The organism is Janthinobacterium sp. PSRC1-1 (genome assembly GCF_049897525.1).
Lineage (GTDB): Bacteria > Pseudomonadota > Gammaproteobacteria > Burkholderiales > Burkholderiaceae_D > Janthinobacterium > Janthinobacterium tructae.
Genome location: NZ_JAFCWK010000011.1, coordinates 68,514 through 85,525, shown reverse-complemented (window position 1 = coordinate 85,525; position 17,012 = coordinate 68,514). Strand labels below are relative to the sequence as shown.

The window sequence follows — 17,012 nt, the reverse complement described above, 5'->3', positions numbered from 1 at the left end:
AGTAAATCCTAAGCGAAAAACAATGACAACCAGCACAGAAACAAGCAGCACGAGCACCACCGCAACCACACCGTCCCCCGACACCGGCACCAGCCGCGAACTGAAGAAAGGCAGCCTGGCCGCCTTCAAGGGCTTGATGCCCTTTTTGACGCCGTACCGCAAGCAGTTCTTCCTGGCCGGGATCGCGCTGGTGGTGGCTGCCGCCTCCACCCTGGCCATTCCCGCCGCGTTCAAGCAGATGATCGACCTGGGCTTCGGCGGCGCGGCCGGTTCCAGCAGCATTCAGCATGTCGACCTGGTCTTCCTCGCCCTGTTCGGCGTGGCGTCCATCCTGGCGCTGGCGACTGCCGCGCGTTTTTACACCGTGTCGTGGCTGGGCGAGCGCGTCACGGCCGACATCCGCAGCGCCGTGTACCGCCACGTCGTCACGCAAAGCCCGGCATTCTTTGAAACCACGCAGACGGGCGAAGTGCTGTCGCGCATCACCACCGACACAACGCTGATCCAGGCCGTGGTTGGCACCAGCATCTCGATGGCGCTGCGCAATGTGCTGCTGTTCCTGGGCGGCCTGGTGATGCTGTTCGTCACCAGTGCCAAGCTGGCCGGCATCATCATCGGCTTGCTGATCCTCGTCGTCGTGCCCATCATCGTGTTTGGCCGCCGCGTGCGCAAGCTGTCGCGCGATTCGCAAGACCGCATCGCCGACGCTTCGGCCATGGCCGGCGAAATCCTCAACGCCATGCCCACCGTGCAGGCGTTTACGCACGAAAAAATCGAATCAAAACGTTTTGGCGACTCCGTCGAAGGCGCGTTCATGACGGCCATGCGCCGCATCCGCGCGCGTGCCCTGCTGACCATGATCGCCATCCTGCTGGTCTTCGGCACCATCGTCTTCGTGCTGTGGCTGGGCGCGCGCGCCGTGCTGGAAGGCTCGATGACGGGCGGAGATCTGGGCCAGTTCATCCTGTACGCGTCCATCGTCGCCGGCGCCATCGGCGCGCTGTCTGAAGTGATGGGCGAAGCGCAGCGCGCCGCCGGCGCCACCGAGCGCCTGCTGGAACTGATGGCCGTCAAATCGGAAATCGAGTCGCCTGTCAAGCCACTGCCGCTGCCCGCGCGCGCGGCGAACGGCGCTTCGCTGTCGCTGGACGACGTCATGTTCTCGTATCCATCGCGCCCGGACACCCACGCGCTGGACCACGTCAGCCTCGATATCCGCGCCGGCGAAACGGTGGCCGTCGTCGGTCCGTCGGGCGCCGGCAAGACCACGCTGTTCCAGCTGTTCCTGCGCTTCTATGATCCGCAAAGCGGCAGCATCCGCCTCGATGGCGTGGATATCAAGCAGCTCGACCTGCACACCCTGCGCGATGCCATCGGCATCGTGCCGCAAGATACCGTGATCTTCTCGGCCGACGCCATGGAAAACATCCGCTATGGCCGCGCCGGCGCCAGCGACGAAGAGGTCATCGCGGCCGCAAAAATGGCGGCTGCCCACGAATTCATCGAACGCCTGCCGAACGGCTATAAATCCTTCCTCGGCGAACGCGGCGTGCGCCTGTCCGGCGGCCAGCGCCAGCGCATCGCCATCGCCCGCGCCCTGCTGAAAAACCCGCCGCTGCTGCTGCTCGACGAAGCGACCAGCGCGCTGGACGCGGAATCGGAACGCCTGGTGCAAAAGGCGCTGGAAGCGGCCATGGTGGGCCGCACCACGGTCATCATCGCGCACCGCCTGGCCACCGTGCAGCGGGCCGACCGCATCATCGTCATGGAAGACGGCAAGATCGTCGAGACGGGCACACATGCGTCGTTGGTTGCGCTCGGGGGCATCTATGCGAACCTGGCCGCACTGCAATTCCATCACGTACAGCTCAATCCAGCAGAATAATCATGAACGCACTTTTTCACGCCAACCTGGGCATCACCGATTTCTGGACCTTTTTACTGGGGACCATCTTCATCGTTATCCTGCCCGGCCCCAACTCCATGTACGTGCTGTCGGTGGCCGCCCAGCGCGGCGTGCGGCCCGCCTACCAGGGCGCCTTCGGCATCTTCGCCGGCGACCTGATTTTGATGGTGCTGTCGGCCTGCGGCGTCGCTTCCCTGCTGAAAGCCAGCCCGGCCCTGTTCTATGTCGTGAAATACATCGGCGCGGCCTACCTGGGCTGGATCGGCCTGCAGATGCTGATCGGCTGCTGGCGCAAGCTGCGCGCGCCCAGCGCCGCCGAAGGTGAGGCGGCGGCTGTCCCTGCCCCCGTCAAGGAAAGCGACCCGTTCCGCAAGGCCCTGATCATCAGCCTGATGAATCCGAAGGCGATCCTGTTCTTCATCTCGTTTTTCATCCAGTTCGTCGATCCGGCCTTTTCAAAGCCCGTGCTGTCCTTCATCGGCCTGGGCCTGATCTGCCAGGTGATCAGCTTCAGCTACCTGACGGCCATCATCTTTGTCGGCGCGCGCCTGGCCGAGACCTTCCGCCGCCGTCGCCGCCTGTCGGCCGGCATGGGCGGCGGCGTGGGCGCCATGTTCATCGGCTTCGGCGCGAAACTGGCCACGGCCACCCTGTAAGGGACTACCGTGAACGAGCTTGAGCTGCGCCAGCGCTGCCATACCATCCTGCCGGGCCACCGCCAGCCCACACCCGCGGCCACCTTCGCCGCCATGGCCGCCTGGTGCGAGGCCAACGACATCGTGCATGACACGTATGGCGAAGGCGCGCTGATCGAACAGTTCGAGAACAAGGTCGCCAGCCTGCTCGGTTTCGAAGCGGCCGTGTTCTGCATCACGGGCACCATGACGCAGGTGACGGCCCTGCGCCTGGCCTGCCAGGACCGGGGTTCCTCGCTGGTGGCGCTGCATCCGACGTCGCACATCCTGCGCCACGAGCGTGGCAACCATGCGTTGCTGGAGCACTTCAAGGGTTTGATGATCGGCGACCCGCACCGTCCGTGGACGGTGGATGAGCTGCGCGCCGTGCCCGATGCGCTGGGCGCGGTACAGCTCGAACTGCCGATGCGCGAAATCGGCGGCCAGTGCCCGTCGTGGGATAACTTGAACGACATCAAGCGGCACTGCCGCGACAACAATATTCACCTGCACATGGATGGCGCGCGCCTGTGGGAAGCGCAAGCCGGTTTTGGCCAGCCCCTGCCCGCCATCTGCGATGGTTTTGACTCCGTCTACGTGTCGCTGTACAAGGGCATCGGCGGCCTCGGTGGCGCCATGCTGGCCGGCAGCCGCCCCTTTGTCGAACGGGCGCGCGCGTGGTTTCACCGCCAGGGCGGCAACATCGTGCACCGCACGCCCTACGTGGTAGCCGCCGCCATGCAGTTCGACGCGCGCCTCGCCGCCATGCCCCGCTATTTCGCACGCACGCAGTGGCTGTACGCGCTGCTACGCGACTTTCCGAGCATCGCCGTCAACCCTGCGCAGCCGCAGGCCAACATGCTGCACCTGCACTTGCCCGTCTCGCGCGAGCGGGCCATCGCCATCCGCAACCAGGTGGCCGAAGAACACGGCATCTGGCTGTTCGGCCGCGCCAGCCACGCCGCCCTGCCTGGGTACAGCGTGGTGGAATGGTATGTGGGGGATCAGTTGCTGGAACTGCCGGACGATAGCGTGCAGCATGCCTTGAGCCTGCTGGATCAGGGCATGCGCGCCAGGGAGTAATCGACGATCGTGACACCCAAAAAAAAGCGCCCGAAGGCGCTTTTTTCCTTTCATGGCGGCCGGGTCGGCCGCCACTACCTGCTTAGAACTTGTAGTTATAAGCGAGACCGATCAACTGCATGCGGGTCTTGAACAGGCCCTTGGTGGTTTCACCGTTGCCGGTGCAGCCAGTCATCACCGGCGAGCAGAGATTCTTGTAGTTGACGTCAGCATCCTTGAAGTCGATGTAGCTGTAGGCCAGGTCGAGCGAGGAATTGGCGTTCAGCTTCCAGTTCGCGCCGATCGAATACTGCATGCGATCGCTGTCTGGCAAGGCCGGGTGGCGCAGTTCGGCGCTGCGTACCGGTGCCTGGTCGTGCGCGATACCGGCGCGCAGCATCAGGCTCTCGCTGTACTTGTAGTTGGTGCCCAGCGAGACGCGGTAAGTGTCTTTCCAGTTCTGGCGAATGCGCTCGGCGCCTTCGGCCGTTGGCGGGAACTGGATATCCAGGTTCTCCAGGCGCGAAGTGCGGGTCCAGGTGACGTCGCCCATCAAGGCCCAACGATCATCCATCTGGTGGAAGGCGTTGACCGACAGGGTTTCCGGCGTGCGCAGTTCGACCAGCGCCTCGGAATTGACCTTGTTCGAGGCTTTGGCGATGAAGGCGTTCACGGCAGGATTGCTCGTCACTTGAGAGAAGTCCCAGATGGTGCTGCCCTTGAGCTTGTGCGAAATCGACGAGCGGTAAGCAATACCGAAGCGCGTGCCTTCGTTCAGCTGGTACAGGTAGCCGAGGTTGAAGCCAAAGCCCCAATCGTGGCCGTCCATCGAAGCATGGCCATCCTTGATCTGGCCTTGCAGCGCGGCGCCGGCTGCCATTGCGGCACTCACGCCTTGCGTCTTGAGAATGTTGTTGATGAATGCCTGCGATGCGGTTGGCGCTTTTTCGCCCAGGAAGGCAACCGAACCCGGCACGTCAACGCCCTGGCCCAGTTCCGCCTTCATGTATTCGGCCGTCACGCCGAAACCGAACGAGTGATGCTGATCCAGCTTGAACGCCACCGATGGATTCAAGGCGATGGCTTCGAGCTTGATATTGGTGATCGCATAACGGCCGGTCCAGTCATTGCCGTAATCGAGCTTGGCGCCATACGGCACGAACAGGCCTGCACCCACAGTCCACTGGTCATTGATCTTTTTGCTCGCATACAAGGCAGGCGCGACTACCGCGTCCGGCGCGTAATCCTTGGTGGCCGTGAATGGCGTGCGATTACCCTTCCAGAACTGCTGCGAACCCGTATCCTGGTAGGTCGAATGCGGCACGACGAGGGTGCCGCCGCCCACGAACTGCGTGCCTTCCAGGCGCGACAGGCCGGCCGGGTTGTAGAAAATGGTCGACGCGTCAGCCGCTTCGGCGCCGCTGGCATCAGCCGTGCCTTGGGCGGACACGCTTTGCGAGCCAAAACGGTAGCCCGATGCCTGGGCGGTGGAAGCGAAGCCGGCGCATGCGACGGCGATCAGAAGGGGCAGATATTTATGTTTCAAGTTAGTCTCTCTTTATTATATGAAGTGTCTTCGTCACATTGTCTCGGGTAGCTCAAGCTGCCCCGTCTTGCACTGTTCTTGCCGCCGTGAACTTCCTCACTGACGGCATGAGCGAAGCATATAATATTTTTTAAAAAAAAGCGAACGTTCGCTCTTTTTAAGAAACAGCGTTGTTTTCCTCGCCCATCATGACGTCTTGCGATGCCGGCGCAGGCGCTGGAAGCGGTATCAGAAAGCGCTGCTGCATCAGCGCCAGCATCTGTTCGGCCGGCACGGGGCGCGAAATGAAATAGCCCTGCACTTCGTTGCATTGCAGCGCGCGCAGGATGTCGAGCTGCTCGCGCGTCTCCACGCCTTCGGCCACCACGCTCATGCCCAGCGCATGCGCCATCGACAGGATGGCGCGCACGAAGACCTCGCCCTGCTCCGAGCGGCCCAGCTCCATGGTGAAGGCGCGGTCGATCTTCAAGCCATCCATGGCGAACTTCTGCAGCTGCGACAGCGACGAATAGCCGGTGCCGAAATCGTCGACCAGCAGGCGCACGCCCAGCGCGCGGATGGCCGACAGCTGCTCCACGGCACGGTTCTGCTCATCCATCATGGCCGATTCGGTGATTTCCACCTCGATCAGCCGCGCATCGATGCGGTGGCGCGTCAGCGCGGACGCCAGTACCTGGTGCACGTCGCCACGGCCGAACTGGCGCGCCGAGACGTTGATGGAGACGGGCACCAGCTCCAGCCCGCTGGTCTGCCAGCGCGCCATTTGCAGGCACACCTTTTCGATGACGACTTCGCCCAGCTGCGAAATCAGGCCGCTGCTCTCGGCCACGGGAATGAATTCCAGCGGCGGCACCATGCCGTGCAGCGGATGGTGCCAGCGCACCAGCGCCTCCATGCTGCACAGTTGGCCGCTCATGGCGTCGACGCGCGGCTGGTAGACGACGAGAAACTGGTCCTGCTCCAGCGCCGCCACCAGGCTTTGCTCCAGTTCGCGGCGGTTGCGGATGGTTTCGAACAATTCCGGCTGGAAGAAGCGGTGATGGCCCTTGCCCGCCACTTTCACGGCGTACATGGCGATATCGGCGTTCTTCAGCAGCACTTCCGTCTCGACCCCATCGCGCGGATACAGACTGATGCCGATCGAGGCACCCATCTTGTGGCGTTCGCTGCCCAGATAGAACGGCTCGTCGAAGGCGATGGCGATGCGCTGCGCCACCTGTTCGGCACGGCTGTCGTCCTCCACCGGGTCGAGCACGACGACGAATTCATCACCGCCCAGACGCACCACGTGGTCGCCCGGCCGCAGCACGCCCTTCAGGCGCAAGGAGGCGGCGCGCAGCACTTTGTCGCCCTCGGCGTGGCCCTGCGTGTCGTTGATATCCTTGAAACCATCGAGGTCGATGAACAGCAGCGCCAGCATCTGCCGCGCGATGGCGGCGCGGCCCAGGGCGCCAGGCAGGAATTGCTGCAGCCAGTAGCGGTTGGGCAAGCCCGTCAAGCCGTCCTCGTTGGCCAGCCGGCGCAAGTCGCGTTCATGCTCCTTGGCCGTGCTGATGTCTTGCAGGGTGACGGCCAGGCGGTCGCCGCTGCGCACCAGGCGCCGGCGTATCCAGCGCAGCTTGAAAGGGTTTCCATCCGGCAACTCGATCTCTTCCTCGGAAAAGCCGGACTGCATGGCGGCCCGGTAGTTATGGATCAGGTCGCGGAAATACGGTTCGTGGGCGCGCGACTGCAGGCGCATGCCCAGCAATTGTTCGCGGCGCACGCCGAAGTAGCCGGCGCCCGGCTCGTTGCAGTCGACGATCTCGAAGTCGAGGATGCTGCCATCCGTGCCGCGCAGGGCGGAAATGATGTAAAAGCCGTCGCTCGTGCCTTCGGTGGCCATGCGGTAAGCGTTGCGCACGCCTTCGGACTGGTGATGGCGCCACGCCAGGCGCAGCGACAGCACGGTGGCGACGGCGGCAAAGGCCAGAAGCAGCGCGGTGACGGCCAGCGCGATGCCGATGTAAATGGTGCGCGTTTCTTCGTACGGGTGCAGCATTTCGCCGTCCGACAGGCCAACCACAGCCGTAAACGGATAGGCTTTCAGCGCCTGCCAGCCGACATAGCGGCTTTGCTTGTCGGAAAAAGCGATCCTGCCGCCCGAATGCATGGCGCCGCTGTCCGTTTCCAGGAAACTGGTGTCGAGAAACGGCGTGCCCTCGCCGCTCGGGGTCGGCAGCACGCGCGAGCCGAGGCGCGTGCTGAACAGCTCACCCTCTTCGCCCACCATGGCGGAGATGCCGAACTTGCCGAAACTGACGCTGTTGTAAAATTCGGAAAAATAGCTGGAATGGATGGAGATCAGCAGCACGCCGTCAAAATTGCCATCTTCGTCTTCCAGCCGGCGCGTGAAATGCACGAGGCTCTCGTCGGCGCCGGGCAGCGTGGCCTCGCTGGCCGCATTGGCCCGCCCCAGCGCGATGCGCAGCGCGCTGGAATTGCTGCGCCAGTGGCGCAGCAGGAAATCGCTGCGCTCGTTGACCCGCAGGCGCTGCAGCGGCGCCGTGGCCGTCACCGGGTGGCCCTTGCGGTCGAGGATGGCGACGATGGCAAATTGCGGCAAGGCATACATGCCCTGCATCTTCAATTGATCGAGGCGCAACTGGCCGCGCGAGTTTTCCCACTCATACTTGAGCTGCAAGGTCAGCTGGTCCATCTGTTCCAGCGTGCGCAGCAGATACTGGCCATACGCTTTCGACAAGGAAGACACGCTGTCGAGCGCCTGCTGCTGCGCCACCTTCTTTTCCGCCTCCAGCTGCAGCAAAGTGGCCGTCCACAGTACCGCGCACAGGACCAACCCAAGCAAGGGCCAGGCCAGGATCAGGCGCAGGTTAGCCTTGAGAAAATCGGCCCTGCTCATTTCCACCACGGCAGCGTTATTATTATTTACAAATTGTCGCAAGAACATGGTGCAGCATCTGCCATTTCTATATATTTCTTTAAGGACACACAAGTTACCACAGAGTCATGTTTGCAGGTGAGCCGGCGACGTAATTATGTGTGCGGGCCGCGGCCCGTCTGTCGTGCCTGCGTTACAATCACCATCCTTACCGTTGGAGAAATACATGCAGCAATATCAAGATTTGATCAAGACCGTGCTCGAAACGGGCAGCTGGCAAGACAACCGCACGGGCATCCGCACCCTGAGCGTGCCGGGCGCCATGATGCGTTTCGACTTGGCCAACGGCAATTTCCCTGCCGTGACGACCAAGAAGCTGGCTTTCAAATCCGTGATCGGCGAATTATGCGCCTTCCTGCGCGCTTCGCGCAACGCGGCCGAATTCCGCGCGCTGGGCTGCAAGGTGTGGGACCAGAACGCCAACGAAAACGCGCAATGGCTGGCCAACCCCTACCGCGAAGGCGAGGATGACCTCGGCCCCGTGTATGGCGTGCAATGGCGACAATGGCCCGCGTACAAATTGCTGGACGCCGACCAGCCCGCGCAAATTGCCGACGCACAAGCGAACGGCTTTACCTTGGTCGCCCCCATCGTCGAAGACGGCGTGCAAAAAGTATTGCTGTACAAGGCCGTCGACCAGTTGCGCGAGTGCCTCGATACCATCATGACAAACCCGGGCAGCCGGCGCATCCTGTTCCACGGCTGGAACCCGGCCGTGCTGGACGCCGTCGCCCTGCCCGCCTGCCATTTGCTGTACCAGTTCATCCCGAACGCCAGCACGCGCGAAATCTCGCTGTGTTTGTATGTGCGCAGCAACGATATCGGCCTGGGCACGCCGTTCAACATCGCCGAAGGCGCGGCCTTGCTGCACCTGGTGGCGCGCCTGACCGGTTACACGCCGCGCTGGTTCACCTACTTCATCGGCGACGCGCACATCTATGAAAACCACCTCGAGATGGTGGAAGAACAATTGAAGCGCACACCGTTCCCGGCGCCGCGTTTCGTCATTTCCGAGCGCGTGCCCGACTATGCGAAAACGGGCAAGTACGAGCCGGAATGGCTGGAAAAGATCGAACCGTCGGATTTCTCGCTGGAAGGCTATGAGCACCATGCGCCCATCAAGGCGGCGATGGCCGTCTGATGGCGGTCGCACCGCTGGCGGCCCTGCACCGCAAGCTGTTTGACGAAACGGACGGCAGCAAGTTTGCCAGGCTGAAAGAGCGGCTGCTGAAAAAGCATGCGCCCGACGACCGGCTGGCCGTGCTCGACATTTTGACGGCGTATGCGCGCGATGGGCAACTGCTGCACTGGCGCAGCTTTTTGATGACGGATATCGTGCACCTGGTGGAAGGCAGTCAACATGCGGCCTTTTTCGCCTGGGCACTGGAGCAGCCGGCACTGGCGTACTGGGGCGTCGATGGCTTGCTGAAAAGCATAGGCGTGGAGGCGTATGCGCCGCTGGTGGCGCTGGCGGCGTCCGGCGCCACCAGCCTGGACGTGCGCGCCAAGGCGATCAAGAGCCTGGCCATGTTCAGCCGCCAGCCGTTTGACCAGGGCTTGCCACCCGATCCCGGCCACTGGAAGGCAGAGCAGCTGCGACTTTGCGCCGTGCTGGCCTGGCAAGCGGACGGCTACCCGGATGGTGCCGGCTACAAGGCGCCCGCCACGCATGAGACGCTGACCCGGCCGCTGTCGCGCCTGGAAGTGGCAGCCACCTTCCTCGAGCGCAAACTGGCGCTGCGGCGCCAGCGCGAACAGGACCTGGCGCAACCGTCGAACTGGCTGACGGTCGCCAGCGCCGCGGACATGGCCGAGATCGACGCGCACTGGGTCTTGCCAGAGATCTACCGACGCTTCCTGGCATGGTATTCGCCGCTGCGCGTGCATGTCGACGGCAAGCGCTTTCCCCAGGGCCTGCACCTGTACGGCGCGGCCGAGCTGGTGAAGGCCCAGCACGGCTACGCCGTCGATGCCGTGCAGCATCACACCATCGCGCGCTGGCAGTCGAAGCTGGTGGTGATTGCCGATGCGGGCGGCGACCCATACTGCGTGCACCTGGAAGAAAGAAGCATCGACGGCGACTTGCCCGTGTACCGCGCCCAACATGGCGCGGGAGAATGGCGCTTCGAGCGCCATACGGACGATTTCATCGACTTCCTGCACGAGATCGCGCTGGCCGCCTAGCCTGCTTCGCCTCCCGCTGCGCCCGGGCCGGGACCGCCAGGGCCGCCCGGCCCCCGTCCGCCCGGCGGCCCGAAGCGCGGTTCGCGTTCGCCTTCTTTCGCCGCCGAGGTGGCGCCGCCGAGGCGATACGACAGCCCCACATAAATCATGCGTCCATCAAACCGGCGCGTGCTCGTCTCGCGCAGCGAAGCACTGTTGATGACGGTTTCCATCTTGTTGCTGCTGAACACATCGGTCACGTTCATGACCAGGCTCAGCTGCGGCGTCAGCGTGTGGCGCCAGCTCATATTCAAGGTATTGTTCGGCGAGCGGTAGCCCTGCCCCGACAGCATCTTGCCTTGCATTTGCAGGGCCAGCTGCAGCTGGTTCGCCGCATCGAACTGGTAGTTCAGGCGCGCGCGGCCGCTCAGGGCATTCGCCGTGCGCGTGCTGCGGTTGCCCAGGTCGTCCGAACTCGTCTGCTGGCTGCGCGCCAGGTTGCCGCTCGTATTCAGGGTCAAGGATGGGGTCAGCTTGCCGCTGACGCTGAACTCCAGGCCGCTCGCATGGCTGCCTGCGCCGTTTTCGCGCGTGGTCAGCAGCACATTGTCGCTGATAAAGTAGCGGTAATCGACGATGGCGTCCGTGTCGCGGCGGTGGTAGGCGCGCAAGCTGCTTTCCAGGCCGGCGATCTTCGTTTCATAGCCGATCTCGAACGAATCGGTCTGCGTGGGTTTCAGCTTCGGGTTGCCGGCCGACACATTGAACTCGTCGCGGTACACCACGTACGGGTTCAGGTCGCCCGCGCTCGGACGGCGCAGGCGGTGCGCATAGCTGAAGCGCAGATTGCTCTCGTCGCTGACCTTATACGTGGCGAACAGGCTGGGGATGTAATTGACGTAATTGTTGCCGGCCTCGACGCCGCTGGTGATCTGGCGCACGTTCAAGTCCGTGTACTCGGCACGCAAGCCGGCCAGCGCGCCCCAGCGCTCGCTCAGGCGCATCTGGTAGGAGCCGTACAGCGCGATGGTGCGCTCGTCGAGCTCGAAACGGTTGCTGCGCATGGGGTTGACGGTTGCCGCCAGGCTGGCCGGGTTGATGTCCGCATATAAGGTGTCGAAACTGCTCTGGTTGTCGGCCACCTTGTAGCCCAGTTTGGCTGTGCCGCCCGCCAGCGGACGCTCGTAGTCGCCGCTGAAGTCGACGATGCGGTTGCCCGTCTCGCTGTGCTGGCGCGCGCGGCTGTCGAAGGCATTGACGGGCGCGACCGCATAAGTATTCGCGTAATCGCTGTCGCTCTCATTGGTCGAGGAAGACACGCGCAGGTCGATCTTCAGGGTTTCGCCCGGCAACGCTCCCTTGTGGTCGTAGCGCCCGCCCCAGCTGTAGTTACGGCTGTCGCCGTTGCGCACGGTGCTGCGCACATAGTCGGCTATGGTGCTGCCCGTGCTGTCGCCATTGATGTAGCGGTCGAGCGAACGCTGGTCATTGCTGCGCCCGTTATATGACACGCTGGCGGCCAGGGTGTCGTTCGCGTTCAGGTTGTAGTTGACGGTGCCGTGCAAGCCCAGCGAGTCGTTCAAGCCATTGCTGGCGGAGCTTTGGCTGCTGGGGGCGAACGCGCCCGTGCCACGCTCCAGGCGCTCGCGGCTGACCTCGCCCACGGAATTGCGGCCGTCATGGCGCACATTGATGCCGCCCTGGTAGCCCCACGGCCCTTCATTGTAGCTGCCGGAGACGGCGCTATTGTAGCGCCCGGCGATGCCCGCATTCGCGTTGACGGTGGCAAAGCCGCCCGGCTTGCGGTTGCGCCGCATCACCAGGTTCAAAATCGGGCCGCCACCGGCTTCGTTACCGAACTGGGCGCCGGGATTGTTGATCACTTCCACCGATTCGATATCGTCGGCCGCCATGGCGTTCAGGGTGGCGCCGCGCGCATCGCCCTGCAGCATGGCCGACGGCTTGCCATCGATCAATATCTGCACATTGCTGCTGCCGCGCAAGGACACGGAACCGTCGGGGTCGACGGCCACGGATGGCACATTGTTGAGCGCGTCGGCCGCCGTGCCGTTGCTGCTGCCCACATCGGACTTGACGTCGTAGACTTGCCGGTCGATGCGGCCCGTGGGACGTTCGGCCGTCACGCTGACGGTCGCGGGCGCGTCAACGGCTGGCGCCTTGGCCGGTACGGTTGCTGGTGCGGGCTTGACGACGGTATCGCCGGTACCAGTTTGCGCCTGGACAGCGGCGCCGGAAACGAGCAGGCTGCCGCCCGCCAGGCAATGGAAAAGAAGTTTATGCATATGGCTAACAATAATCGAGACGCTACGGATGAGGCACTACGCCGCAGCGTGAGAGCACATGCCAAGCATGCCACGACCGCATTGAGCAAAGCAAATGCGAACCATTGTTATTTACTTCAATTTACAAATCTCTTCCACTTGTGGCCGTATAGCCTCATCCGATGAACTTTGCTCTGCCTTTACCCTAGCTCAGCAAGCCCTTGCCGCGCGCCAGTGTCAGCCAGCCCGGATATTCCGTCATCAATAAGTCGTACAGCTCCGCATCGCTGTGCTCGTCGGGCGAGCTGACGGAAAAGTAATTGGCGTTATCGACCAGGCGTCCCTGCAGTTCGTCGAGTTTTTCCAGGAAGGGGAAGTCGGAATCGGCAAAGGCGGCAAGAAACTTGCTTTTCGACTTGCGCCCCTTGCCGATGCCCATGAATTGCCAGAAGATCGGTTCATTGCTGGCCCAGCGCAATTGCTTCTCCGTTGTCGCCTGGTCGCTGGTGCCGCCATCGGTGACGAACATCACGTACACGGGCAACTCGGCCGCGACGGGCCGCGTGCGCTCGCCGCCGGCCGCGTCGGGGAAATAGAACGCGCGGATGGCCTGCATGGCGGCGCCATAGCGCGTGTCGCCTTCCAGCGGATGGCGCTGTATGGCCTGCCCCACGTAGCTATTGCAGTTACTCAAGGCCATGGGCGCCGGATGGTGGACGTTCTTGCCGAACAGGAAAACATCGATCTCGCCATCGTCGTCGAACTTGCAGCCCAGGGCCAGGATGCGCTCGGCAAAGCGCTGCACCAGCCCTTCTTTATATAGCCGTCCCATGGAACCGGAAATATCCAGGCATAAACACACCTTGGCCCGGTGCTCGGATAGGCCCACTTTTTGCAGCGACACGCCCGCCTGCTTGACCAGGCTCACCAGTTGCGGCGCCTCGCGTTCGACCCGCTTTTCCAGGTTGATCTTCGCCTGCAGGACGGCCGAAGCCGCGGCAGAGGCGGCAGAAGCGGCCTGGTCGACTTCGCCGCCGAAATGCTGCACCAGCGCATCGAGGCCGCCATTGAAACCCTGGCCCACGGCCATGCAGCGCCAGCCGCCATCCTTGCGGTAGATTTCCGCCAGCATGACGGCTTTTTCCTGTGGGAAATCACTACCGGCAAAGGCGAAGCGGGCCAGTTCGCGCCCACCCGCCTGCAGGCGCACATGGCCAGCTTGCAGTTGCGACATCACGCCGCCGCCATCGATGGAGGCCGTCACGACGAGCCGGTCTATGCCGGCCGGCAAGCGCGCCAACTGCAAGGCAAATTCAGCCATGTCGCCGCCACTGCCCGCGCGCGCTTCCACGCCGCCGCACGGCGTGCGCGGCTGGTTGAAAAAGGTCATGTAGCGCTCGTCGGACAGCTTGCCGGCCGCATCGAGGCCAAAACAGGCCACGTCGAGCGCCAGGCCCTGTGCGGCGACGCCGATCTGCAGCACGCCATCGGGAACGAGATTGGCCAGCGGCAAGCGCTGACCCTTGGCCAAGGTTTCCATCTGTATCTCCTATGGAATGTAGCGGCGCGGATTGTCCGCATTGCAATCATCTTCATCTTCCTTGTCCTCGCCCTTGAAGACGACGGGACCGTTGAAGGCCAGTTGCAGGTTCTCGCCCTGCCAGCTCAGCCACGGCGTCGCTTCGCTGCCGGGCTCCGAGGTCTTGCCGGACGGCTCCAGGATGATGCTGTCGGGCGTGATGCGCGCCATGCCGATCACATAGGTGTAGACCGTGTCGTCCCCGGCTGCCTTCGACAGGCGAAAATCGAAGTCGCACTCGACGATCTGCTGGCCGTATTGCATGACCATCTTCGGCCGCATGGAGGCCACCGACACGGCGCCGTTGGCCACCGCCGAATACACGCTGAAGACGAGGCCCACCGTGCCGCCGTAATGTTGCGCCAGCGCAGGGTTGACTTCGACCGTTTCCGTGGCCGGCTCCTTGCCCGCCGCACCGGCCACGTCGCCGAGGTGGCGCACATACGGCATGACGTCAAAGCTGCCCGCCGTGTCCGGCGCCTGGATGAAGCGCATCTGGCCGTTCGGCAAGAGGATGCCCACGCGCAGGTCGAGATCGTCGTTATCGTCGTCGCCATCGCCGTTATCGACCCAGGTGGCCTTGACGGTCAGCCTGGCCGGTGCGCCGGCACCCTTTTCCAGCGAGACCTTGTGCGTCTGGCCCGCCTTGGTCAGCGAAATTTTCGACAGGGAAATCTTCGGCGCCGCAGGTTCGCGAGCTGCTTGCGCCACTACACCGCCGAAATGGGCGACCAGCGCATCCAGGCCGCCGTTAAAACCCTGGCCCACGGCCATGAAGCGCCAGCCGCCGTCCTTGCGGTAAAACTCGCCCAGCATGACGGCTTTTTCTTGCGCAAAATCGGCACCCGCATACGCGTAACGGGCCAGTTCGCGCCCGCCGTCGAGCAGCCGCAGGTGGCCGCTGGCCAGCTGCGCCATGCTGGCCGCGCCATCGATGGCGGCCGTGACAACCAGGCGTTCGATGGAGGCGGGCAAGCGTTCAAGCTGGTAACTGAAACCGGCCGCATCGCCGGACGGCGCCGAGGTTTCCACGCCGCCGCACGGCGTGCGCGGCTGATTGAAGAAGGTCATGTAGCGGTCGTCGGACAATTTACCGGCGGCATCGAGGCCGAAACAGGCAAAATCGAGCGCCACGCCCGCGCTGGCGAGCCCCAGTTGCACGACATTGCCCGTGACGAGGCCGGACAGCGCCAGACGCTGCCCCTTGATCAGGTTTTCCATGGAGTCAGGGAGAGAGAGAAGAAAGACAGAACCGGGCAGCGGCGCCACCCGGTACATTTACGCAAACAACTGCTTTTTATGCATTAATGCCGAACGAGCGTGCCAGTGGGCCCAGGCCGCCTTTGAAGCCTTGACCAATCGCCTTGAATTTCCATTCGCTGCCGGCGCGGTAGATTTCGCCGAAGATCATGGCCGCTTCCGTCGAGCCGTCTTCCGACAGGTCATAGCGGGCGATTTCCGCGCCGTTGTCGCCATTCAGGCAACGGATATAGGCCTTGCCGACCATGCCGAAGTTTTGCTTGCGGGCTTCCGCGTCGTGGATGGTGACGGCCACGGCGATCTTGTCGATGTCGGCCGGCACGTTGGCCAGGTCGACGGAGATTTTCTCGTCGTCGCCATCGCCGCCACCGGTGGTGTTGTCGCCCGCATGGACGATGGAGCCGTCAACCGACTTCAGGTTGTTGTAAAAAATAAAATCGGCATCGGAACGGGCCTTGCCATCCGTTTTCAGCAGGAAGGCGCTGCCGTCCAGGTCGAAAGCGGCGCCATCAGTGGCGCGCGGGTCCCAGCCCAGGCCAATCACGATTTTCGTCAAGCCGGGAGCTTCCTTGCTCAGGTTGACATTGCCGCCTTTTTGCAAACTGATCGCCATGGTGTTTCCTCTTTAATGTGGGGGTTGCATTCGGTGTTTCAGGTCACGTCGCCGGCATGCCGGCTTGATGAGTCATGAGCCTACCATAAAGTTCCTGCTTGCCAGCCGCGCACTATTGAAAATAATGCCATACGGAAAATACCGTGCTGCGATCCGGATGCGCAAAATGACGGATAATGCCGCTCGACAAAAATTTTCACCATCCTGTACCAGGCTTGTCCTTGAACAATACAACGATACGACTCGACTGCATCCCCGGCACCTTGTGCGACGAGCGCCTGTGGTCGCGCCTGGCCCCTGCCCTGGGCGACGCCTTTCACTTGCAGCACGTGCCCCTGCATCAGGCGCGCACGCGCGCGCAGATGCAGCAGATGATCGCCAGCAACAGCGCTCCGCAATCCCACCTGGTGGGCTTTTCACTGGGCGCCTACCTGGCGCTCGAACATGCACTGGCGCACCCGCGGCGCGTGCAGTCTTTGACTTTGATCGCCAATTCGGCCCAAGGTTTGCTGCCGGCGGAAATTAGCGCGCGCCAGCGCATCGTCGCCATGCTTGAGCGCAATGCCTATGCGGGCATCACACGCCAGCGCCTGCGCGAACTGCTGCATCCCTCGCATCTGGACGATGCCGCCATCACGGGCCTGATCCAGCAGATGGGACTGGACCTGGGCAAGGACGTGCTGCTGGCGCAATTTCTCACCACGATAGACCGCCCCGACCTGATGGCGCGCTTGCCGGAACTCGATTGTCCCGTGCTGATCGTGGGAGCCGAAGACGACAAGCTCGTCGATCCGGACGACCTGCGCGCCATGGCCGCCCGCCTGCCGCAGGCGACCTTGCACTTACTCAAAGACAACACCGGCCACATGATTCCGCTGGAAGCGCCGGGCGCGCTGGCCGACGCCATGCGTGCGCATCTGGAGGCGTCCGGCAATTTCAACGATAATGACGGGCATAGCGCACCGCGCCCACTTACTTCATAGAAT

The 17,012-nt window shown here is 63.1% G+C and carries 12 protein-coding genes; 6 read left to right on the top strand and 6 right to left on the bottom strand.

All coding sequences use genetic code 11. From position 1 onward, the window contains the following. Window positions 1-22 precede the first annotated feature (22 nt). From ACP7DW_RS21670 to ACP7DW_RS21660, 3 genes are read left to right on the top strand one after another with little or no spacing between them, the layout of a single operon-like run. Window positions 23-1,885: an ABC transporter transmembrane domain-containing protein gene (locus ACP7DW_RS21670; RefSeq protein WP_426056634.1), complete on the top strand. Its 1,863-nt coding sequence runs from the start codon at window positions 23-25 to the stop codon at window positions 1,883-1,885. A 2-nt stretch (window positions 1,886-1,887) separates the two neighbouring features. Then, complete coding sequence (gene leuE / locus ACP7DW_RS21665; protein ID WP_426056636.1) at window positions 1,888-2,562, top strand: leucine efflux protein LeuE; 675 nt, start codon at window positions 1,888-1,890, stop codon at window positions 2,560-2,562. Window positions 2,563-2,571: 9 nt separating this feature from the next. Continuing rightward, the gene (locus ACP7DW_RS21660; RefSeq protein WP_426056638.1) at window positions 2,572-3,663 is read left to right on the top strand and encodes a threonine aldolase family protein; all 1,092 of its coding nucleotides are present in this window, start codon (window positions 2,572-2,574) and stop codon (window positions 3,661-3,663) included. A gap of 82 nt (window positions 3,664-3,745) precedes the next feature. Here ACP7DW_RS21660 and ACP7DW_RS21655 read toward each other — a convergent pair whose 3' ends face one another. Beyond that, complete coding sequence (locus ACP7DW_RS21655; protein WP_426056640.1) at window positions 3,746-5,188, bottom strand: OmpP1/FadL family transporter; 1,443 nt, start codon at window positions 5,186-5,188, stop codon at window positions 3,746-3,748. Window positions 5,189-5,345: 157 nt separating this feature from the next. Continuing rightward, window positions 5,346-8,138 carry a bifunctional diguanylate cyclase/phosphodiesterase gene (locus ACP7DW_RS21650; protein ID WP_426056642.1) on the bottom strand — a complete coding sequence of 931 codons (2,793 nt, stop codon included), beginning with the start codon at window positions 8,136-8,138 and terminating at the stop codon, window positions 5,346-5,348. A gap of 157 nt (window positions 8,139-8,295) precedes the next feature. On the opposite strand from ACP7DW_RS21650, the gene ACP7DW_RS21645 reads away from it, so the two are divergent. Further along, on the top strand, window positions 8,296-9,270 hold the full coding sequence (locus ACP7DW_RS21645; protein WP_426056644.1) for a thymidylate synthase: 975 nt from the start codon (window positions 8,296-8,298) through the stop codon (window positions 9,268-9,270). Next, entirely contained in the window at window positions 9,270-10,313 is a 1,044-nt protein-coding gene (locus tag ACP7DW_RS21640) for an SMI1/KNR4 family protein (protein WP_426056646.1), read from the top strand. The genes ACP7DW_RS21645 and ACP7DW_RS21640 overlap by 1 nt, the downstream gene beginning before the upstream one ends. On the opposite strand, the gene ACP7DW_RS21635 is transcribed toward ACP7DW_RS21640, so the two are convergent. The 4 genes from ACP7DW_RS21635 to ACP7DW_RS21620 form a co-directional block, all read right to left on the bottom strand. Next, a complete protein-coding gene (locus ACP7DW_RS21635) occupies window positions 10,310-12,595 on the bottom strand; it encodes a TonB-dependent receptor domain-containing protein (protein ID WP_426056648.1) in 2,286 nt (761 codons plus the stop codon). The genes ACP7DW_RS21640 and ACP7DW_RS21635 overlap by 4 nt on opposite strands. Before the next feature lie 184 nt (window positions 12,596-12,779). Continuing rightward, the gene (locus tag ACP7DW_RS21630; RefSeq protein ID WP_426056650.1) at window positions 12,780-14,114 is read right to left on the bottom strand and encodes a VWA domain-containing protein; all 1,335 of its coding nucleotides are present in this window, start codon (window positions 14,112-14,114) and stop codon (window positions 12,780-12,782) included. Between the two features lie 9 nt (window positions 14,115-14,123). After that, on the bottom strand, window positions 14,124-15,374 hold the full coding sequence (locus ACP7DW_RS21625; protein WP_426056652.1) for a TerD family protein: 1,251 nt from the start codon (window positions 15,372-15,374) through the stop codon (window positions 14,124-14,126). 76 nt (window positions 15,375-15,450) lie between these two features. Further along, window positions 15,451-16,026, bottom strand: coding sequence for a TerD family protein (locus tag ACP7DW_RS21620; protein ID WP_071076851.1), 576 nt, complete (start codon window positions 16,024-16,026; stop codon window positions 15,451-15,453). A 221-nt stretch (window positions 16,027-16,247) separates the two neighbouring features. Between ACP7DW_RS21620 and ACP7DW_RS21615 the strand changes: the two genes are divergently transcribed. After that, the gene (locus tag ACP7DW_RS21615; RefSeq protein ID WP_426085171.1) at window positions 16,248-17,009 is read left to right on the top strand and encodes an alpha/beta fold hydrolase; all 762 of its coding nucleotides are present in this window, start codon (window positions 16,248-16,250) and stop codon (window positions 17,007-17,009) included. The last annotated feature ends 3 nt before the right edge of the window (window positions 17,010-17,012 follow it).